This window comes from Vibrio sp. JPW-9-11-11 (genome assembly GCF_013369335.1).
GTDB lineage: Bacteria > Pseudomonadota > Gammaproteobacteria > Enterobacterales > Vibrionaceae > Vibrio.
The window spans coordinates 131268-153617 of sequence record NZ_SZQJ01000009.1; the positions used below are offsets into that span (position 1 = coordinate 131268).

At 46.2% G+C, this 22350-nt stretch carries 9 protein-coding genes; 8 read left to right on the forward strand and 1 reads right to left on the reverse strand.

The features are described 5' to 3' along the window. Window positions 1-176: 176 nt before the first annotated feature. The 3 genes from FCU94_RS12980 (at window position 177) to FCU94_RS12990 (ending at window position 3344) form a co-directional block, all read left to right on the forward strand. Window positions 177-1373, forward strand: coding sequence for a glycine C-acetyltransferase (locus tag FCU94_RS12980; RefSeq protein WP_176288939.1), 1197 nt, complete (start codon window positions 177-179; stop codon window positions 1371-1373). Further along, window positions 1373-2404: an L-threonine 3-dehydrogenase gene (gene tdh, locus FCU94_RS12985; protein ID WP_176288940.1), complete on the forward strand. Its 1032-nt coding sequence runs from the start codon at window positions 1373-1375 to the stop codon at window positions 2402-2404. The genes FCU94_RS12980 and tdh overlap by 1 nt, the downstream gene beginning before the upstream one ends. 217 nt (window positions 2405-2621) lie before the next feature. After that, a complete protein-coding gene (locus FCU94_RS12990) occupies window positions 2622-3344 on the forward strand; it encodes a carbonic anhydrase (protein ID WP_176288941.1) in 723 nt (240 codons plus the stop codon). A 41-nt stretch (window positions 3345-3385) separates the two neighbouring features. On the opposite strand, the gene FCU94_RS12995 is transcribed toward FCU94_RS12990, so the two are convergent. Further along, a complete protein-coding gene (locus FCU94_RS12995) occupies window positions 3386-3838 on the reverse strand; it encodes an exoribonuclease R (protein ID WP_176288942.1) in 453 nt (150 codons plus the stop codon). A 520-nt stretch (window positions 3839-4358) separates the two neighbouring features. Between FCU94_RS12995 and FCU94_RS13000 the strand changes: the two genes are divergently transcribed. From FCU94_RS13000 to FCU94_RS13020, 5 genes are all read left to right on the forward strand, one after another. Then, window positions 4359-5567 (forward strand): NupC/NupG family nucleoside CNT transporter, encoded by a 1209-nt coding sequence (locus FCU94_RS13000; RefSeq protein WP_176288943.1) that lies wholly within the window; start codon window positions 4359-4361, stop codon window positions 5565-5567. 159 nt (window positions 5568-5726) lie between these two features. Then, a complete protein-coding gene (gene pepT, locus FCU94_RS13005; protein ID WP_176288944.1) occupies window positions 5727-6956 on the forward strand; it encodes a peptidase T in 1230 nt (409 codons plus the stop codon). A 75-nt stretch (window positions 6957-7031) separates the two neighbouring features. Next, entirely contained in the window at window positions 7032-7499 is a 468-nt protein-coding gene (locus FCU94_RS13010; RefSeq protein ID WP_176288945.1) for a DM13 domain-containing protein, read from the forward strand. A 244-nt stretch (window positions 7500-7743) separates the two neighbouring features. Then, window positions 7744-18762, forward strand: a complete 11019-nt coding sequence (locus FCU94_RS13015; protein WP_217906437.1) for a DUF11 domain-containing protein — start codon at window positions 7744-7746, stop codon at window positions 18760-18762. Between the two features lie 46 nt (window positions 18763-18808). Continuing rightward, the gene (locus FCU94_RS13020) at window positions 18809-22342 is read left to right on the forward strand and encodes a hypothetical protein (RefSeq protein ID WP_176288946.1); all 3534 of its coding nucleotides are present in this window, start codon (window positions 18809-18811) and stop codon (window positions 22340-22342) included. Window positions 22343-22350: the final 8 nt, after the last annotated feature.

The window sequence follows — 22350 nt, forward strand, 5'->3', positions numbered from 1 at the left end:
TCCGTCATCACTAAACTGAGTTATTTGTGCTTCAAATTCAATAATGTTTTTCCGCCCGACGGGATAATGAAAACTACGCGCATGAATTACACTTAAATCAACCGATTTTTGTCTTTAGCTCTAAGCTCTAGATAAGCGAAAGGCTTACTACCATAATAATTAGCAAGGAATTTGAAATGTCTTCTGCATTCTACCAACAGATTCAGCAACAACTTGAAGAAGTAAAGGCGGAAGGCCTTTACAAATCAGAGCGTGTCATTACTTCTCAACAGCAAGCGCAAGTTAAAATTTCGACAGGCGAAGAGGTACTTAACTTCTGTGCCAACAACTACCTTGGGCTTGCTAACCACCCAGCGCTTATTGAAGCGGGTAAAGAGGGCATGGATGTACACGGTTTCGGTATGGCATCGGTTCGTTTTATCTGTGGTACTCAAGACATCCATAAAGAACTAGAACAAAAACTGTCTAAGTTCTTGGGTAAAGAAGACACTATCCTTTACACATCTTGTTTCGATGCGAACGCGGGTCTGTTTGAAACTATTCTTGGTAAAGAAGATGCGATCATTTCTGATGCACTAAACCACGCTTCAATCATTGACGGTGTTCGTCTGTGTAAAGCGATGCGTTTCCGTTACTCTAACAACAATATGCAAGAGCTAGAGCAGCAACTTATTGCGGCGAAAGAAGCGGGTGCGCGCAACATCCTGATTGTTACTGACGGCGTATTCTCAATGGACGGCGTAGTCGCGAACCTTCCAGCCATTTGTGACCTTGCTGACAAGTACGGCGCACTTACTATGGTTGACGATTCACACGCGGTCGGCTTTATGGGCAAAACAGGTGCCGGTACTCATGAGTACCACGATGTTGTAGACCGTATCGACCTAATCACAGGTACGCTGGGTAAAGCAATGGGCGGCGCTTCTGGCGGTTACACTTCAGGTAAAGCAGAAGTGATAGACTGGCTACGTCAGCGTTCGCGTCCATACCTATTCTCTAACTCAGTTGCTCCGGCAATTGTGAATGCTTCAATCCGCGTTCTTGACCTGCTTGAAGAGAGCGCTGACCTGCGTGACCGTTTATGGGAAAACGCGGCACATTTCCGTACACGTATGGAAGCGGCGGGATTCACTATGGGCGGCGCTGACCACGCGATCATCCCAATCATGCTAGGAGATGCAAAAGTGGCGGCTGAGTTTGCTGAGCGCGCGCTCGAGAAAGGCATCTACGTGATTGGTTTCTCTTTCCCTGTCGTACCAAAAGATCAGGCTCGTATTCGTACCCAAATGTCAGCGGCACATTCTCGTGAGCAACTCGATCGCGCTATCGATGCCTTTATTGAAGTTGGTCGTGACATGGAGATCATCAAATAATGAAAATCAAAGCACTCTCAAAACTTAAGCCTGAAGAAGGCATTTGGATGACTGAAGTCGACAAGCCTGATCTTGGTCACAACGACATCCTAATCAAAATTAAGAAAACCGCGATTTGTGGTACCGATGTACACATCTACAACTGGGATGAATGGTCACAAAACACAATCCCGGTTCCTATGGTGGTTGGCCACGAGTATGTGGGTGAAGTGGTTGGTATTGGCCAAGAAGTGCGTGGCTTTGAAATCGGTGACCGTGTATCGGGCGAAGGCCATATCACCTGTGGTCACTGCCGTAACTGTCGAGGCGGCCGTACTCACCTGTGCCGTAATACAACCGGTGTGGGCGTTAACCGCACTGGTGCCTTTTCTGAATACCTAGTGATTCCTGCATTTAATGCGTTTAAGATTCCAGAAGGTATTTCTGATGATCTCGCGTCTATCTTTGACCCGTTTGGTAACGCGGTACACACTGCGCTGTCATTCGACCTAGTCGGTGAAGACGTGCTGATCACAGGTGCAGGCCCTATCGGTATCATGGCGGCAGCGGTGGCCAAGCACGTTGGTGCTCGTCACGTAGTGATTACCGATGTGAACGAATACCGCCTGGACCTAGCACGCAAAATGGGCGTGACTCGCGCGGTTAACGTTGCGGAGCAGAAGCTTGAAGACGTGATGGCTGAACTCGGCATGACAGAGGGCTTTGATGTGGGCCTTGAGATGTCTGGTGTCCCTTCAGCATTTAACTCAATGCTCCAGACAATGAACCACGGTGGTCGTATTGCTCTACTAGGTATTCCACCATCAGACATGGGCATCGACTGGAACCAGGTTATCTTCAAAGGCTTGGTAATCAAGGGTATCTACGGACGTGAAATGTTCGAAACGTGGTACAAGATGGCGTCATTGATTCAATCTGGGCTAGATCTTACACCAATCATCACTCATCACTTTAAGGTCGATGACTTCCAAGCCGGCTTTGATGCCATGCGTAGCGGACTTTCTGGCAAAGTGATCCTTGATTGGGAGTAACCGCAACCGGTAGTACTTTGTCACAGCCGAGCTATATGCTCGGCTTTTTCATCTTTACCTTACGGGATCACGGCGCAAACTATTGAGCAGCAACATGATTGCAGATCACTCGTACCTGCTTCCAAAATTTCAATGTAATCATAGATTACCGACTACTTTATTTCCTTTGTCACTGGCTATGATGGAATCGCTACATGAGCAAATAAAAGGAATAATGATGAAAAAAAGTTTAGTGATGCTAGGTGTATTAGCTGGGTTAATGGGGAGCGCAAACGCAGCTGAGTGGGGCTATCATGGTGCTCACGGCCCAGAGCATTGGGGTGATGTATCGGCTTTATGCCAACAAGGTAAAAACCAAAGCCCGATTAACATCGAGCATGTACTCGAGGCTGACCTTGCCAAACTCGACATTAATTACCAAGGACGAGTGACGGAGTTGGTCAATAATGGGCATACTTTGCAAGCTGTTGTCGGTGGTGACAATCGAGTTGTGGTTGATGGTCAGACGTTTGACTTACAACAGTTTCACTTCCATACCCCGTCTGAGAATTTGATAAAAGGCCAGCAATTTGCAGTGGAAGCGCATTTTGTGAATGCCGATCAACAAGGTAACTTGGCAGTGATCGCTGTGATGTTTGATTTGGGTTCGGAGCTGAACAAGCCGTTGGCAAGTTTAATACAACAGGTACCCAAAACGGGAGAAAGCGTAAAACTTGATAGTGGGTTAGACGTGCGTAAACTGCTGCCTGATTTTGACGGTTATTATCGCTTTAATGGCTCGCTAACCACTCCGCCCTGTAGTGAAGGGGTGCGCTGGTTAGTGCTAAATGAGCCATTATCAGTGAATCAGCATCAACGTGATGTACTTAACCAAGCAATGGGTGACAATAACCGCCCGACTCAACCGATCAATGCACGTCAGGTACTAGGAAACGATTAAGAGCTCACAATAGCAACGCCAGCATTGGCTGGCGTTTTCGTTTACGAGTGCTTCTTTTGTGCAACTTGTGCATATTGACGGAGTAAATCAGTCAAGGTCGTGACCCATTCAAGCGCGCTTTGTGGTGGCTGTTTCAATAACACATCAACGTGATTACAGTGTGTTTCGAGCGGAATGGCTTGTTCTAAGTGAAAAGAGACTGCATAGAAATGCCACAGCAACAAGCGTTGCATTCGCAGGATGTTTTGCTGTCTATTCTCTGATTCTTCAAATAGCGCGGGTAGTTCGCTCAACGCAATCGCGCTCATTCGCAGCATAGCGTCAAACTGGGCTTCTTGCTGCTTGTCTGGCGAGTCCACCTCATCACTATCAAACGTGAATAACTCAGACATTGACTCCTGTGGAACCAAGCGATGAATCATGCGTAAGCTTAGCTCTTCGAGTTCTTCTCGAGGCATAGAAGATAGGGCATCGTAAGTATAATCAAGGGACATAAAGGCTCTCAGGCAAGAAATTGAGCTGGATATTCTAGCGTGGCCGCGACAAATTACCAGTTGGCGAAAGGTTAGAAGGCTAGAAAGTACAAACCCCGCACGATGGCGGGGTTGCTAGCGAGTTAAGCCTAGACGTTATTAGTGTGCCAGTCTGTTCCTATGAGCACGTTAAGTATTACTTATCTAAAACTAGAAGCTATTGATAAATACGCCAGTAAATCAGCGAAAAAAAACCTCGAATATGATGTCATTGTGATCTTTATCCAAAATTTGTTTGCGCTAACTTCATATAAGTAAACACTAATTTATCAAGATTGACCTTAGTGCTGCGACAAATTGAGCGTTTATTGTGCGCTTGATCGTTTGCGTAAAAATATGTGATGAAACTCTCATTCTTGGCGTTATACTCTCCGCCCGGTTGAGAATCACAGCTCTACCAATACAAGCCGTCACATGGAATGGTGAATGACCCCACGGACCGGACCAGCTACCCACTCAATGCTTGTAGAGGTAATCTTTAATGAATGTTTTATTTGGCTTAATCGGGATCGCAGTTCTGCTTTGTTGTGCCGTACTGTTATCAGAAAGTCGTCGGGCGATTAATTGGAAAACTGTGTCGCGCGCGTTACTGCTTCAAGTTGCGTTTGCCGCATTAGTGCTCTATTTCCCATGGGGGCAAGCGGCGTTGACCAGTTTAAGTAGTGGCGTCTCCAGTTTGCTCGGGTTTGCCGATCAAGGAATCGCCTTTCTATTTGGCGATCTTGCCAACAGCGGTTTCATTTTCGCGGTTCGCGTCCTTCCTATCATCATCTTTTTTAGCGCTCTTATCTCCTCCCTTTACTACTTGGGCATAATGCAAAAAGTGATTGCGTGTATCGGCGGTGCCATTCAGAAATTTTTGGGGACCAGTAAAGCCGAGTCTTTGGTGGCAACCGGTAACATTTTCCTCTCTCAAGGTGAATCTCCACTGCTAGTTCGTCCTTTCCTTTCGCGCATGACTCGATCTGAACTATTTGCTGTTATGGCGGGTGGTATGGCATCAGTCGCGGGGAGTGTACTTGGCGGCTATGCGGGCTTAGGTGTTGAGCTGAAATACCTGATTGCTGCAAGTTTCATGGCGGCTCCGGGCAGTTTAATGATGGCAAAAATCATTGTTCCTGAACGTGACACGCCAATGGATCAATCAAACATCGAGATGGATCAAGCGCAAGAGAGTAATGTCATTGATGCGCTGGCAAGTGGCGCAATGAACGGAATGAAAGTGGCGGTCGCGGTAGGGACTATGCTGATTGCTTTCGTCAGTGTGATTGCGATGGTCAACACTGGGCTTGAGAGCTTGGGCGAAGTCGCCGGTTTTAGTGGTGTGACACTACAAGCTCTGTTTGGCTACTTGTTCTCACCGCTCGCTTGGGTCATCGGTGTACCTTCTCACGAAGTGTTGATGGCGGGTTCTTATATTGGTCAGAAAATCGTCATGAATGAGTTTGTTGCTTTCATTGATTTTGTTGAGCATAAAGCGCTTTTATCAGAGCATACGCAAGTGATTGTGACTTTTGCGTTGTGTGGTTTTGCCAATATAGGATCGATCGCGATTCAACTCGGGTCCATCGGTGTTATTGCGCCAGAACGTCGCTCCGAAGTCGCTAACCTTGGCCTTAAAGCAGTACTTGCGGGTACTTTAGCTAACCTGATGAGCGCCTGTTTGGCGGGTATCTTTATCCTGCTGTAAAGTGTCACCAAACATGTTTTTGGCCCGAACAGGAAACTATTCGGGCTTTTTTGTTACCGTCGGTTATTGCTAAAAAAAATGATTTATAGCAAAGCCCTACGAGTAATTAGGCGTAGGATGAGAACTCGTCATGAGGACAAAATTATAAGAGACTGCTTTATGAATGAATTAGTTCAACGTTTTCTGCGCTATGTGACATTTAATACTCAATCTAATCCTGCTAACTCGTCGTGCCCGAGTAGTGAAGGGCAAATGACATTTGCTCAGTTTCTAAAACAGGAGTTGATCGAGCTAGGGCTGAGTGATGTATCACTCGATTCCAATGGTTATTTAATGGCACGACTACCAAGTAATGTTGACTATGCGGTCCCGGCGATTGGCTTTATCGCCCATATTGACACAGCACCTGATGCCTCGGGTGAGAACGTTAAACCGCAAATTGTCGAAGATTATCAAGGTGGCGACATCGCTTTAGGTAAAGGTGACCAAGTATTGTCGCCGATTCAGTACCCGGACTTACATCAACTCCATGGACACAACCTTATTACCACAGATGGTACAACGCTGCTTGGTGCCGACAATAAAGCAGGGATTGCAGAAATTATTTCGGCCGTCGCCGAGCTTATCGCCCATCCTGAAATCCTACACGGTGATATCTGTATCGGCTTTACGCCTGATGAGGAAATCGGACGCGGCGCTGACAAATTTGATGTCGAGAAGTTTGGCGCCAAGTGGGCTTATACTATCGATGGCGGTCCGGCTGGAGAACTGGAATTCGAAAACTTTAACGCAACCAGTGCCGATGTCATTTGTCACGGCGTTAACGTTCATCCGGGGACAGCGAAAGGAAAAATGGTCAACTCGATGAACATCGCAGCGCAATTTCAATTGATGATGCCAAGCGAAGAGACGCCTGAGTGCACCGAGGGTTATCAGGGATTCTTTCACTTAAAATCGGCTGACATGTCTGTTGCCCGCAGTGAACTTGGCTACATCATTCGTGACTTTGAAAGGCAAGGGCTAGAGCAGCGCAAGCAATTTATGCGTGATAGAGTGGCTGAACTGAATGAGCGCCTAGAAAAAGGCCGAGTTGAGCTGGTGATGAATGATAGCTACTTCAATATGAAAGAGCAGGTTGAACCTTACCCCCACATTATTGAACTGGCGAAACAAGCGATGATAGCGTGTGATGTGGAGCCGCTGATTAAGCCAATTCGCGGTGGTACAGATGGCGCACGTTTATCATTTATGGGCCTACCGTGTCCTAATATTTTTACGGGCGGTTATAATTTTCATGGCATCCACGAATTTGCCTCTATTGAGTCGATGGAGCAGGCCGTGAAAGTAATTGTGACCTTGGCAGAGAAAACCGCGTTAAATTACCGATAACTTCGCCGAGCAAAGCTGATATTTCATTGCAAATCATATACATTTATCTGTATCGATTATGCAGTGAGTATCACTATGAAAAGGCTCTTCTTACTCTTCACTCATGTGGTGAGTTTAGCGATAGGCTTCGCGTTAGGGATTTACGCGTTGCCTATTGTTATTCAACCGCCATCACCCGATGTCAATGACGTCCAGCGTATTACCGACCACGCCCTATACACAGGTACTTTCCAGCGCGATCGCAAAGACAGCGACTTGCTGCATTGGGGTGAAGGCTCGTTGTCGATAAGCGAAGATCATGTTGCTTTTATCGGAGAGCTTGCTCCTGGGCCCGATTACCGCCTCTATTTTTCTCCCAATTTTATCGAAACTGAGCAAGGCTTTACTGCTATTAAACATCAAATGGTTGAAGTAGGAGAGGTGAAAAACTTTGATCGGTTTATGCTTGTATTGCCATCAGAGTTCCCTCTCGAACAATACAATACTGTAGTGGTTTGGTGTGAAACATTTGGCCAGTTTATTACTTCGGCGCGCTATCGATAGGTCAACAACGGCTCAACACTGATTCGCTAATGATTTTACTGGACTTGTTACAATTGGATACATTTTGCAGTCTTCGGATACAGTCTGACAAAGCAATGACATTTTTAGGGTGTTGAAACTAATAATGCGTAGCTTCCTCCACCTTTCGCCAGATTACGTATCGTGTGCAGATGATTATTGCTCATAGGATTACAACGTTTTGTTAAAGCAACTTTTCTCTTACTTTTCAACTTGGATAACTGTTTTGACAGTTTTCTCGGTATTTACTGTGTCTGCCGCGGATATCGAAGTAACGGTGACTCCTGTTAGTGCAAAATATCAAAACTCACAGAGCATCGACTATCAAGTTTTGATCAAAAATACCTCAGCCAAAACATTGCGAGGTATTATAGTTAACGATCCTGTTTGGCAAACTAAGGTGGAAAGCGAATCGGGCAACGTAAACGCATTTAGCGCACTGACCATTAGTGGATCTAGCAGTTGGGGCTCAAAACCTGGTGTTTTCAGCAGTGTCGATGCTGATCTAAATGTTGAGAATGCCGTTTTGTTCCCATATGGCCATATTGCCTATCAAATTCAAGCAAACGTCAGTAGTGAAGCTATTGGGGAGATTGTTCTCGATAAGACTACCGTGCGAGCGGACGTTGATGGTGATGGCAGTTCGGAAGTCTTCGTACCAACAACGCCAAGCATTTTTGCCCCAGTTCCGTATCAATATGATTTAGACCTTTTGGTTGATAAAAGTGAGTATCAAGTCGGTAGTTCGCTCACTTATACCTTGACGGTAACCAATACCGGTAGTTACCAAGTTCAGGGGCTTGATATCAGTCAGGCGTTTCAGTCATTAGCGGTGGAAAACATAACTGGCTCAGCTTCCTCGCCATTTAGCAAAATCACGATTAGTGGAAAAAAAACGGGTAGTGATAGTGATCTTGGTAGCTTTACTACCAGCGGTGATCTTGAAGTTAGTGACGCCAAAGTCGCGGTAGGCGGTAAACTTACCTATACCATATCAACGATTGTGGCTGACAATCTAGTCGGTGATATCGTAACTTCAGCAAGTGCTCATACTAAAGATGGTGATATTGAAACTCCTCAGCGAACGACGCCTCCTGCACAGCCTGTTGTTAGCATTGAGCACTCAATCAACAAGACCGCGCCGTATTTAGTCGGTTCTGAACGTGTCTTTACTGTTGAAGTTAGTAACACTGGTCAGGGCATCGCTTATGGTTACCATGTTAAGCACAACATCAATGAACTGATTTCAGACTTGGGCTTAGGTAATAACCTTAAGCCAGAACATAACAGTAGCGACCTTGCGGGTAATCCATTTGCTCACTGGAGTGTTGAGGTGACTGATATCGGCGCTAACTCTCAATCGAGCTACAAAGACTTGGGCTCGCAAACAGATGTGGATTTTGATGATCAGGTTTCAATTTTCCCCAATGAAACTATTTCCTACCAGATCAAAGCCAATATTTCGCCTGTCGCGATTGGTGAAGTTAAAGGCGCTAATGCCGCGATTTTTAACTCAGGCGGCGTACTAGAACAAGATGCTCAAATCAGCAACATTTTTGGTGCAGAGCGTACGCTTAACGTAACCGACTCGGAAATCAAAATTGTAAAAACCACCAAAGAGTCTGAGTATATTCCGGGAAATACGGTTGAGTACGAGATTAAAGTGTCTAACTCCTCATCCAAATATTTTGCCAACGACTTACAAGTTGTCGATGACTTAACCTGTGTCCAAACTGAGTTGGCGGCGGGCGCGGGGCAGGGACCAGCATTTAAACGTTGGAAGTTGGAACCAATCAGTGCAGAAGACGATTTGGGTACCGATCACGGTCAGTACAGCTATGGTTCTTGGACCACCTCTCCAGTGACAGTGTCACCAGACATTGCGCCAGGTAAGTTTGTTAGCTACAAACTTACCGCGGAGGTGAACGAGTCTAGCGTCGGTTTGATTGTTGATGATAATCCAGCGTGTAGCGATAACGTTGGCGAAGACGGCTCTGGTGTTCAGATGCCTGAAGATAATCTACGTGCCAGTAAAGATGTTGATTCTCGTTACTACTCTTCTGGCGATGTGCTCACTTACACTATTCGTGTCGATAACGATGGTGATGGCTTTGCCGATCAAGTCCATGTTGAAGACGCTATCGATGCGCTTGAGACAGTTGATATCTATGGTAAAACAATCAAAGCCTTTGATAGTTGGACGATTACAGCGCAAGCCTTCAAACAGAATGGCTCGCCATCAACCGCATCAGACACCGGTATCAGTGGTAGTATCATCAGCCCTGATAATCTTGATGTAGACGCGACTATCGAACCACATGGTTACATCATCTATACCATAGAAGCGAAGACTAATCCGCTGGCGAATGGTCATATCCAAAATAGCGTAACGGTTGATGATTCTGTCTATGCTGACCGAGGCTCAGATCCGCGTGATTTCAATATCAATTTGATTAAAGAGGTCAAGACTAACAATGACGCCGATTTTCATTCTGAGCGCACCAGCTATTCGAAAATGGATAACGAGATCACGTACCGTCTGCGTCTGATTAACAAAGAAGGCAATGGCTACGCGACTAACGTAAAAGTCAAAGACGCTATCTCATCCATTGAGGCTGGGATTCTTGAACCCGATAATGTAACCAAGAAAGTGTTCTCTTCTTGGACGATTAGTGCGGAAATTATCTCGGACAACCCTCTGCTTAACGGTAATAGCACGTATACCGACGTTGGGGTGTTTGAAGACAACAAAGACCTTGATACCGTTGCTCAGATCCCACCCAACGTTGAAGTGGTTTACACCATTACTGCGCAGATTGATCGCAGCAATGGTGACGAAATCATCTATAAACGAATCGATAATAGCGCCGTGATTGAAACTCCAGATTCTGATTCGCAGTCTGGCATGCAGGACGCGGCGGTTGTCTACCCGAAAGCACCTAATGTGGTGGTGGTGAAGACAACCAAAGAGAATGAGTTTGTACCCGGCCAATGGGTCGAGTTCGATGTGACGGTTTACAACCGTGGCGCAGGTTATGCGAATGAAGTCAAAGTAAGCGATGACATTGTGGGAATGAATGCCTTCTCTGAATGGACCATTCAAGCGTTCACCGACAATAATAACTCCCCGTTCAAAACGGGTAGCTATCCAGATGTTAAAGCCAACTTCCCTAATAATGGCAACATAGACACACGTATTGACATTGATCCTCAGACCGTTCAGGGGATGGGGTTTGTCACCTATAGAATTCGTGGTCTGGTTAAAAATGACTATCAAAGGGAAGAAATTTCTAACACAGTTGAGATTCACGATCCTGTTAATAATCTTGACCAATCAGCAACGGCTGAAATCGGCGATAGCGGTGACGCCAAGCTAAACGTTTCTATCCTTAAAACTGCAGATGTTACCCGCTTCACCCCTGGCGAAGATGTCACCTATTTTATCTATCTGCAGAACAACAGTGAACACAATGCGGACAACTTAAAGTTGATTGACCCGCTAAAAGAGATCAAGTCGGTACTTGCTAACCAGAAGAACAATCAGTTTGAGGATTACGAGGACCAGTCCCCGTTTGAATACTGGCAGTTCGACTATGGTGATGGTGCAGGGTGGCAGGCACAGACCAATGAAGATTTGGTCTACCCACCTGGCGGTGTTAACGAATCATTTACTCTTGGTGCTGGAGAAACGCGAACCGTTAAGATCAAAGCTCGTGTAAAGGATAATGTTATTGGCTCACGCAATGGTGCAGGGATATTAGAGCCTATCATTGCCAACGATGCCTATATTTTCCGCGACTACAAACAGGTAACGGAAGAGTCACATGTTTCTCACCATGAAATGGAGCGTGTAGACAGTGGCGGTACGACGACGCGTGAACTACTGGTAAACGGTAAGAAAAGTGCCTTCTATGCTCCGGGTGATACGTTAACTTACACAGTCAAAGTTAGTTCAAATAACGGTTACTTTAACAACCATAGAGTGGCTGAAAACATTAAAGGTGTCAGCGTACTTCTACTCGATGGAACTAATGCTAACCCGTTTAATGACACCTTCTCTGTTGCTGTAGAAAAAGAAGATAGCGACGGTGGTGATGGCACAACTGACGGTACTTTAGATGGTGTCGTCAAGGACAACGAGAATATCACCACAACGATTGACGTCGCGGGTGGGGACTATGTGCTTTACACCGTAGAGGGGGTGGTACGTGATGATGCGGTCGGTGACATCACAATTGGTGGTATCACGGTTGAGCCGTACGACTATCACCTGGCCTTTACCAAAACCGTAGAGCAGAAAAACTATCAACCAGGCTCAGAGCTTACTTACCACTTAACAATCAAGAATGATGGCAAGGGGGGGGCTTATGCTATTCCTGTAGTTGATACTCTTTCGACGATCAAAGTTGCTTTGATTGATGGTAGTGAAGGTTTAGCTTTCCCAAGTGGCTGGACTATTGAACCTAAAGTACTGGGCGGTAATCCGAACGCTGAAGTCGATCTCGACAAGACTATTGCTGATAACAAAGACATAAGTACTCATGCGTCAATCCCACCGGGCGAGACCATTGAATATGTCGTGCGTGCACAAGTTAACCCGAATGCGGTTGGCAATATTGTTAACTTACTTAAGGTCGACGGCGATACGGTGAGTGCAGAGTCTAAAGCGGATACTGAGAAATACGATTTCGAGAAGCATGTCAGCAAGATATACGATGTTGATGGCACTACGGAACTGACCGGAGGTTACACTCCAGGTGGCTACATTGAGTATCAAATCCTGCTTAAGAACAAGAACAATGTCCACCTAAAGGATGTGCCTGTCTTCGATGATATTGCGGGCATTACGACAGAGTACTTTGATGGAACGACAGGTCGTGCCTTTACTCAGTGGACAATCAGAACCGATGTCGACAAATCGACACTTTCGAATGCAGGAAGTGTGACTGATAACGCCAACATCGATACTGAATTTGATTTGGCAGGCAGTACATTTGATCCGGATGGGACGTTTGTTAAATACACCATCAAAGCTAAGGTCTCTGAAAAAGCGGTGGGCTTGATCCAGAACACCGCAAAGGTAAACAACAAGCATAACCTTCCTTCTGAAAGGGTAGATATGCAGGCTTCAGATATTCGAAAGCTACATAAGGCATATACAGATGCGAGTTATGCTACGGACAAAACAACCTATAACCACACACCAGATGGTCAGAAGGTTGTCTACCATTTGCGTCTCGACAACAAAGGTAAAGGTACAGAGTATGATGCTAGTCTGACTGAAACCTTCAGTAAGCTTAAATCGAAGTTGGCGCAGATCGCGGCAGGCCAACCAGACAATCAACAAGGTGTGGTTTATCAACCTGCGAGCTGGTTCGTTACGGTTGAAACATCAACTGAAGAGGTGACCGATATCGGGTCGTTTAGCGGTGGTAGCGATATGGATATCGATATTGCTAAACTGTCGATTGCTCCAGGTGGTTGGATTGACATCAAAGTTGAGTCACAAATCCGTGATGATGCGATGACCGCAGTCACCATTCAGCCTAAATATAACGGGTCCGGATTTGGTAAATCACAAATTAAACCGGAACCCTCAAGTCTGGATGTGAGCAAAGAGATCATCTCAATTGGTGGGAGACCATACTCAAACGGTGACACTTACAAGCCTGGCGAGGAAGTCATCTATCACTTCACGGTAACCAATACTCAACCTGTCTGGCGCGATAACGCTGTGTTACGCGATCTGCTGTCGAACATTACGGTAGAAGTGTTAGGTGGCAGCGTTACTCAGGCGCTGAACGATACAGAAATCACTCACACCATCACTAATGGTATAGACGGCGATGTCGACACCTATTTACCGTCTTATGACGGCAACGGTGATCTGGATATTGTTGCCGATATTGCACCGGGTGAAGAGATCCAGTTCGTTATCAAAGGCACTATTCGACTTGACGCACTCGGTGTTATCGGTGCTAACAAGGCAACGGGTGGGAATAACGAGGTCACCACTCTTGAGATCCCTCCTGTTGCGCCAGATCTCGTATTCGAGAAACTGGTCACCAATACCACAGCGGATGGTGGCAGTTGTAGCTTCCCATCGGACAGTGGTACTGGCTGTGAATATAACCCAGGTGGTCAGGTGAGCTACACGATTACGGTCGAGAACCGTGGTGAAGGTATCGCTAATGACGTTGCTATTATCGACAAGCTGAATGCTATCAACACCTCAACAGGTGCGAAGGCGTTCAGCGGCTTATCGACCACGATTGTTGAACAGCCAAGTAGTGACCGATTCTCAATCTCCGGAAATTACGAGGGAAACAAGCCGCTTGATGCAACGTTCGACTTAATGCCAGGTGACAAAGTGGTATTTGGCTTGTTAGGGTCAGTAGATGCTGATGCAACCGGTACCATTACCAATATTGCTAAAGTTGATGGTCAGGATTCAAACTCGATTGTCCTAGGGCAGGGTGAAGCGGATATTGTCGCCGCTAAGTCAACCGACACCCCGAGTTACACACCGGGCAGCGAAGTACGTTATACCATGTATATCGCCAACCGTGCTGACTCGAATGCTGACGTACGTGTTGAAGATGAAATTTCTAAGTTCATGGTCGAGACGGCCGATGGCTCGATGCAAACAGCATTGCAATCCTGGTCGACGACAGCAACCTTCGTATCGAACGTAACTGCGGCGCACAATGATGCCAGTGCGATTCAAACCACCGGTGACATTGATGCGATAGTGAAGTTAGGGGCGGCAGGAACAGAGCCGACTGTGCTCAAAATTGAAGTGGTTGGCAACGTCAGAGATGACGCTGTCGGCAAGTTCGGTAACACCTTGTATGTCAACAACAAACAATACGACCTGCAACAACATTTCATCTACCCAGAGCTAGGTGCGCTGAAAGTAACCAAGCAAGCGTCATTGTCTCCGGCCCTTTATGCGCCGGGTGACTCAATCGGCTTTGATATTGTGATTGAAAACACTGGGGCGGGTTACCTGCAAAATGTCAAAGTTGAAGATATCGCGTCGAATATCCGCGCTGATGTTGTAGATAGCCTACTCACAGGATCTGTCTTCGATTCGTGGGATAAAGCATCAAGTTCGATGACGATTGTTGATCCTTCAGCAAGCAAGACTGTGGTGATCTCGCAGACCGAATTTGACGCGCCTGATGGCTTTAGTGGTGAGTTTAACTTAGCGCCAGGATCACAGATTCAACTTCACCTAGAGGGGACGGTGAACAGTAACGTGATAGGAGCGATTACTAACCGTGTAAACGTCACAACAGACAATGTTGAACCTGCAAGTGATGAGGCAACATACTTACCTCTTGATGCGGAAGTGACGGTTTCTAAGAGTGTCGACAAAAGCGTTTATCAGGCTCAAGACACGCTGACTTACACGATTGTCTTGACCAATACGCAACGGGTTTGGGCAACCGACGTGAAGGTTGAAGATTTCGTTGACCGCATGAGTGCTGATACCATCTATGGCAGCACTATTTCCGTATTTGACCCTGCAACGATTGAAATCAATGGGGTATCGGCAAACGGAACGACGAGTTTACCGGCGCTATCGGGTAATTACATTGACAACAGTATCGATATTGCGCCGCAAGACATCGTTACTATTACCATTAAAGGTAAGCTTAAGCCTGAAATTATTGGGGAAGTCCGCAACCTGGTGAGCGTCGATTACGATGGTAAAACACTGGAAGACGATGCCGTAAGCACGCCGCTAACTCCGTCTATAGAAGTGACCAAAGAACCTCTCGAGCCACTCTACACTCCCGGAACGGTTAATGGTTTTGAAATCAAAATCGTCAACAAGGATGCGGCATTTGCTAATGATATTGTGTTAGAAGATCTTATCTCAGCAGTGATGGTTTCGACTGCAGATGGCGTTGACCGACAGGCATTCAGTCGTTGGACGTTTGACTATTCGGCGAGCGACCCAATGACTTCAGTCGGTATCTCGACCTATAGCTGGAATAGCGATATTAATACCAATATCGACTTGGCTCCGAACGATACCATTGTCTTCACCATTCAGGGTGAGGTTGATGCTAAAGCAATTGGCGAGATCGTTAACACAGCGAAAGTGACTTACGATGGCAAAGAGTTCGAGTCAAGCGCAACCATTAAGCCTAAACCTGCGGATATTACGTTAACTAAAACGGCCGACCGTGAGTTTTATCAGGCAGGGCAGAGCGCGCAGTTCGTGGTCACGGTTAGCAATGGTGGTGAAGGCTTTGCCAATGATGTTGAAATCAAAGACATCATCAGTGATGTACTTGTTACCTTGGTTGATGGTACTAACGGGACCGCATTTGAAAGTTGGACAATTAAGACACAGCTGAGTGATATCAGTTCTTCCTTGTCATCTACGCCAAGTGGTCGCAACCCTGATATTGATACTTTGGCTGATATTGCGCCAAATAGCACGGTGACTTTTACCATTGACGGTAAGGTTAATCGTTATGCGACGACGGATATCGTTAACCAGGCAAGTGTGGACTTTGTTGGTCAACCAACCTTAGATGCTCAGGCGATCATCAAGCATCGTCCGGTTTCACTGACCCTCGAAAAGTACGTTGGCGAAACTGGCACGGATACAGAGATGACTTATGAGCCGGGTAAAGAGTCAGTGTTCCGCGTTATTGTTGCCAACGAGAACGAAGCGTTTGTTGCTGGTATCCAACTTAAGGATTTATTGGCTTCCATGACGGTAGATACGGTCAACGGTTCGAAAGAAGCCGCTTTCTCTAGCTGGAACATCGAAGTCAATAAGGGAAACGAGTTGACTCAGGTCTCACCGGATCCAAGCGGTAGCAACAAAGAAATTGATGCTATTGTCGATCTGGCACCTAACGACACCTTAGAGTTTGTGATCACAGGCAAAGTCAATGAGTTTGCTAACGGTCAAATCGACAACAAAGCGACCATGGTGATAAACAACAGTGGTCGTCCTCAGCGCTTTAGCGCGCTGGCAAGTCTGCTTCCAGAGCCTGACAACGTCGTTATTACCGAATCAGCTGACAACCCGATCTACATTGCAGGCCAGCAAGCGACCTTCCGTATTAAGCTGTTTAACGACAGTAAAGGCTTCGCCAACGATATTATTCTGCGAAATTCAATTTCGGGTATGAAGGTTCCAACCAGACCTGACATTGCAAGTGGTAACCGTGAAGTTGTCGGCGCTTTTACCGATTGGACGATTAGCGCAACCAGTAATGACCCGCGCACCAATATTGACGTAGGCACCTTGTCGGCGAATGACGACATAAACATTGCCGGTGACATTGCCCCGGGTGACACGGTTGAGATTGCGATTACCGGTACGACAGACTCGCGCGCAATGGGCGAGATTGTCAACACCACTCATAAAATTGATGAAGCCCAGCCATCAACCTCGACTGCGCGTAGTGCATCCGTTGAAACCGTCAGTGCGATGATCACGCCACAGGCCGTTAGCTTTGCGATCGATAAAACTACCGATAAAGGTGATAACGCAGAGTACACCAATGATGACTCTGAGCTGACTTACATTCTGCGCGTAAGCAATGAAGGTTCAGCTACCATCACTGGCGCACAAATGGTTGATGAAATCACTAAGCTGGTGGGTTCAAACGGCAATGCCTTGTTCACAACTTGGAAAGGCACTATCGAAGAGTGGCCAAGTGGCCAGAAAAAAGGTGAGTTTACTGATAAAGACCTGATGCTACCGGATGGTGCTCTTTCACTCGACCTGTTGCCTTACATGGGTAACGGTTACGAAATTAAGATCACTGGTGAGCTGAACAAAGGGCTTGATGACGATATTACCAACACCTTCACAGTAACTGATCCTGCGACGGGAATTAGTGGTTCTGACGATGTGACTATTCACGTCAAGAAATTTGCCGATAACGAAGGCGAGCTGGTTGTTGCGAAAGAAGCAATGAAAACAGACGCTCAAGTGGGTGATGTGGTTGAATATGAAGTGACTATCGTCAACAACAACGAGTCGGAATTTAAGGACGTTAAGCTGGTTGACCGTTACCCTTCTGGTTTTGCCTATGTTCCGGGCTCGACCGAGATTACCAATAGTGGTCCGGACGGTCAGTTTGATACCAACGATGACGTAATCAACACTGACGATCCTGCAGTCACCAACTCTCTAACCTTTAACGTAGGCGACATGCTTGCTTACGGTGGGGCAGATAAGACGATTACCGAGCAAGTACGTATCCGTTACTTATTGCGTGTTACTGTCGGCGCGACTTTTGGTAAGTATGTCAACTCAGCGGTAGCGATGGCACCACCGGAAGGGCAGGCATCAGGGGCGCTTGAAGAGAAGTCTAACACAGCCACTGCAACAGTTGAGGTCATGCCAGACAAGGTATTCGATACCGCCTCCATTATAGGCAAAGTGTTTGAAGATCATAACAAAGATGGTTTCCAGGCGGATGCTACAGCGTTTAACGTTGATATAACTGTGGACATTGATGATGGTGACTACATAGTGGGTACGACCAATATTCAATATCAAGGCACTGAAAAGCATTTGAAAGATACTGAGCATGACAAAGGTCAGCATACGGCTAAAGTTTATGGCATTGAGGTAATGAACCCTGGTCAATACCAGTACAACTACACCACAGGCTCCTATACGCCTAAATCAACGATTGTTAAAGACTCGGCATTGGTGGCAGGTTACCGAATAGATAAGCTGTTCGGCCTATCGAATAACCGTACCTTGCCACATAGCAATAAAGTGGTATTTCAGTTTGAAACGCGCACTGATCAGGGCTTTGATTTCAGTGTCGTAACTAAGTCAGGTACTCGAATTGTGTTTGACAAGCAAGAGCTGCGCTCGACGCAATACGTTGGCGACCGAGAGCAAGGTTTGTCTGCGGAGAACCTCAATGTAACTCGACATCTATATAAAGATGGAGATCACTATCTTTGGGAGATCGTTATCGAGAACAATGGTATATACGAAGACGGTATACCTGGTGTTCGCTTGCTTACGGTTGAGGGGATTGTAATTGAAACCGATGAGTATGGCCGCTATCACGTGCCGGATCAGTGGGTACTGGATAAGAAGGGACAAAACTTCTTGATTAAGGTAGATACCGACTCTTTGCCGACAGGGATGAAGGTTATTAGTGAGAACCCACGTGTTCAAAGAGTTTCACCGAACAAACTGACTAAGTTTAATTTCAGTGTTGCGGTAGAGGATGAAGATTAATCGTGAACAACTATAACGACAAACAAACGCGATTGGTGGATGAGTTATGAAAAAATTCAAGATGACACGTATAGCAGTGAGTATTTTAGCTGCGATTCCAATAATGACAGTGGCAAAAGATACCAGTCAGTTGCAAAAGCTTGATACCGATACCACCGGTATCGAGGTGGAGGTTCATCAGCAAGAAGATAGCTCACGCATCTACCTTGACGAAGGTGCGATTTGGGCCAGCCGTGATATCACCCGTTTTGAACCGGTTCTGGATGTCAGTGTTGGTGATGAACTGGAAGTGGCGCAGGGTAAGCTATCGGATTCGGTGAATTTTACGGTCAGCTCAAACTACAGCTACTACATGACGCGCTACCAAATCGAGATCTTCCGAGGTGAAGATCGTAGTTTATCTCAACCACTTAAGGTGATTGAAGGTACTGAGGTGGCGAACGATATTGATATCAGCTGGGATGGCAGTACCGATATCGACTACGCATTTGAAGTCGGTAATCAGTTGCAGTTCAGATTCAAGGCGTGGGATAACGACGACAACATGGACATCACCACCATCGGTGTGATTGATTTAGTTCGTCCGGATTCCGAAGTCGATATCGATCGTAACCAAAGTGAAGAGCAGTTGGCGCGAAGCTTCGGTCGTGCTCAGTTAATGCGTCACAACATTCCCACCAATTCAGGTTTGGCTAAATTTATCGGAACTGGGCTTAAGGGTGTCGATAAAGTTGTGATTGGTGACGACGAGTTTGAAGTTGAAGATGGTGAACTCTACGCCGAGCAATTTTTACCCGCGGATGCTTACCTTTTCCCTACTAAGGTCATATTTGATAACGGTGATGAGCGCCGTTATCAGTTATATGTGCGTATTCCTGATGTTTATTACGCACAAGCTGGCTTGGCCGATTTGTATATCGGTAGAAATGAAGTCACGGGTAATACTGGTGCGCTTGGGGTTAATGAACAGTATCAAGATGATGTTTACAATCAGGGGCGAATCGCCTATTTCAGTCAAGGTAAGTTTGGTGACAAACTTAGGTTAACCACTCATTTTGATAGCAAAAATGGTCGCATACAGGACATCTTTAAGCACCCTTTTGCCGCAGAGGACTCAACGGTTTTCGACATTTTAGAGGATGACGATGAACTGTATTATGGTGATTACGGTGATGGCGCCAATATCAAAAAGGTGGTCAATACTAAAGGCAAAGTCTATCTCGACCTAGAGTACGACAAATCTCGCGCGTTATGGGGCAACTATAATACTGGCCTGACGGGTACAGACAACAACGACTACAACCGCAGCTTGTATGGTTTCAAGGGGGATTATCGCACCCGTTCCACCACTAAATATGGTGAAGATAGACTGAACCTTGTGGGCTTTGCCGCTTCTGCTGATTCATCGTTTGCTCATGATGAGTTTCTAGGAACAGGCGGTTCTCTATATTTCCTACGTCATGGTGAACTCGTACCGGGTAGCGACAAAGTCTACGTTAAGGTAGTGAATAAAGACTCGGGGATTTCAGAGCGTGAGGTACCACTTCAGTCCGGGCGTGACTACGAAATTAACCCGTATCAAGGGCGTATTATCCTATTGCGTCCACTGAGCAATATTATCTCTGATAGCTTTGGTAGCGTCATCGATGATACGCCAACCGATGGCTTTGAAAACTATCTGGCGGTTGACTACGAGTACGTGCCAAAAGGCTCAGAGGTCAAAGATTCACTGACCTATGGCGGCCGCGCCAAAGGCTGGTTAAACGACTATATTGGTGTTGGGGTTAACTACGCAACCGAAGAGCGTGATGGTCAAGACTACCAATCATCCAGCGCTGATTTAACCTTACGCGCCACCGAAGGGACCTACATCAAAGCCGAATTGGCCCATAGTGAAGGCCGTCAAACCGACTCTAACTTTGTCTCTTTTGATGGCGGTTTGACGTTTACTCCTATCGGTGAAGATTTCGATGAGCGTAAAGGTGACTCAATTCAGGTCAAGGGTGTGGCTAGTTTGTATGACGTCGCACCTAGCATTTTTGGCGCGGTAGGTAACGATGTTAAGGCCTGGTATAAATCAAAAGATGCGGGTTACAGTTATGCCAGCCAGAGTGATGATTTAGAGCAATTGTCGTATGGTACCGAGCTAAGACTCCAAGCGTCTGACCGATTGAGCTTTGCTACTCGTTACACGTCGATTGAAGAGACAGAGCTTGATGGCATAAAAGAGACTGATACCCAACAGGCTGAACTGGAAGCTCAGTTTAAGTTAACCGAGCACGTAAAATTGTCTGCTGCAGCCAAGCAGGTTGATGAGCTGAATCGCGAAAACGAAAAAGGTAAGGGTACTTTAGCGGGGTTAAGAGCGGACTATATTTGGGACAGCGACAACAGCGTTTACGTTAAAGGTCAGTCGACCGTTGACAAAACCAATCAGTACGATGACAACGACAGTGTTTCGCTAGGTGCTGCATTTCGCGTGTTTGAAGACCTCTCACTGGGTGCGCAATATACCACAGGCGATCGAGGGGACGCGACTGAGGCGACAGCCAGCTACGACATTACCGAAAACTACACCACATACGTGACCTATGTTGATGATAACTACGAAGGGAGCAACAACGTTGTGGTCGGTCAGCGCGCTGATCTAACTTCCAATGTTGACTTCTATCAAGAAAATCAGTTTGTTGATGAAAACAACGGCAAAGGCCAGATCGACTCATTTGGTTTCGGCTATGACATGAGTGATGATGTCGACTTCGGTATCGGTTATCAGCAGGGTGAAATCGAGAAGAAGAACGAAATTGACCCGACCAAGCTAGAGGTCACTGAGCGCAAAGCGGTGACCTTCACGGCAAATGTCGATATTGATGATGTTAACCTCAAACATAAGATTGAGTATCGTGTCGATAAAGGCAATGAGAATGTCGATGTGAATAAGCGTCGTGTTGATCAATTCGTGACCACCAATCGCTATACACAAAACTTAACCGAAGAGTATACCTTGTTTGGTAAGTTCAACTATTCCAAGTCAATCAGTAAAGAGACTGACGAGACCTTAGAGCGCTTCGTGGAGGCAACTGCTGGTTTGGCTTACCGTCCAATTTACAATGACAGATTGAACCTGCTAAGTCGTTATACCTACATTGCAGATACGGATAACCTTGACCGTGATGTCGATTACAGCAATGAAGAATCCCATATCATTGAAGTCGAGGGGATTTACTCGGTGAACGCCAAAGTGGACGTGGGCGCAAAATACGCGCACAAAAATAAGAAAGAGGACTTCGAGCGGGCCTCTGGCAAGTTTGAAACGGTCGAAAGTAACATTAATCTATATGGTTTGAGCGCTTCATACCACGTGATTAAAGAGTGGGATGTCACAGGCGAGTATCACTGGAAGACAGACACACTCAACGATGAACTCGAGCATGGTGCGTTGATTTCCGTCAACAAGCACCTATCCGACAACTTTAAGGTCGGAATTGGTTACAACTTTTCAGGTTTTGACGGCAACTTAGCGAACGACGATGACTACGATGCCAGAGGCGTGTTTATCAACTTAATTGGTAAGATCTGAGGATGGAG

Coding starts and splice junctions, on each gene's coding strand:
- FCU94_RS13010 (WP_176288945.1), top strand. CDS start 7,032: ATGAAAAGGCTCTTCTTACTCTTCACTCATGTGGTGAGTTTAGCGATA.
- FCU94_RS13020 (WP_176288946.1), top strand. CDS start 18,809: ATGAAAAAATTCAAGATGACACGTATAGCAGTGAGTATTTTAGCTGCG.
- FCU94_RS12995 (WP_176288942.1), bottom strand. CDS start 3,838: ATGTCCCTTGATTATACTTACGATGCCCTATCTTCTATGCCTCGAGAA.
- pepT (WP_176288944.1), top strand. CDS start 5,727: ATGAATGAATTAGTTCAACGTTTTCTGCGCTATGTGACATTTAATACT.
- FCU94_RS12980 (WP_176288939.1), top strand. CDS start 177: ATGTCTTCTGCATTCTACCAACAGATTCAGCAACAACTTGAAGAAGTA.
- FCU94_RS13000 (WP_176288943.1), top strand. CDS start 4,359: ATGAATGTTTTATTTGGCTTAATCGGGATCGCAGTTCTGCTTTGTTGT.
- tdh (WP_176288940.1), top strand. CDS start 1,373: ATGAAAATCAAAGCACTCTCAAAACTTAAGCCTGAAGAAGGCATTTGG.
- FCU94_RS12990 (WP_176288941.1), top strand. CDS start 2,622: ATGAAAAAAAGTTTAGTGATGCTAGGTGTATTAGCTGGGTTAATGGGG.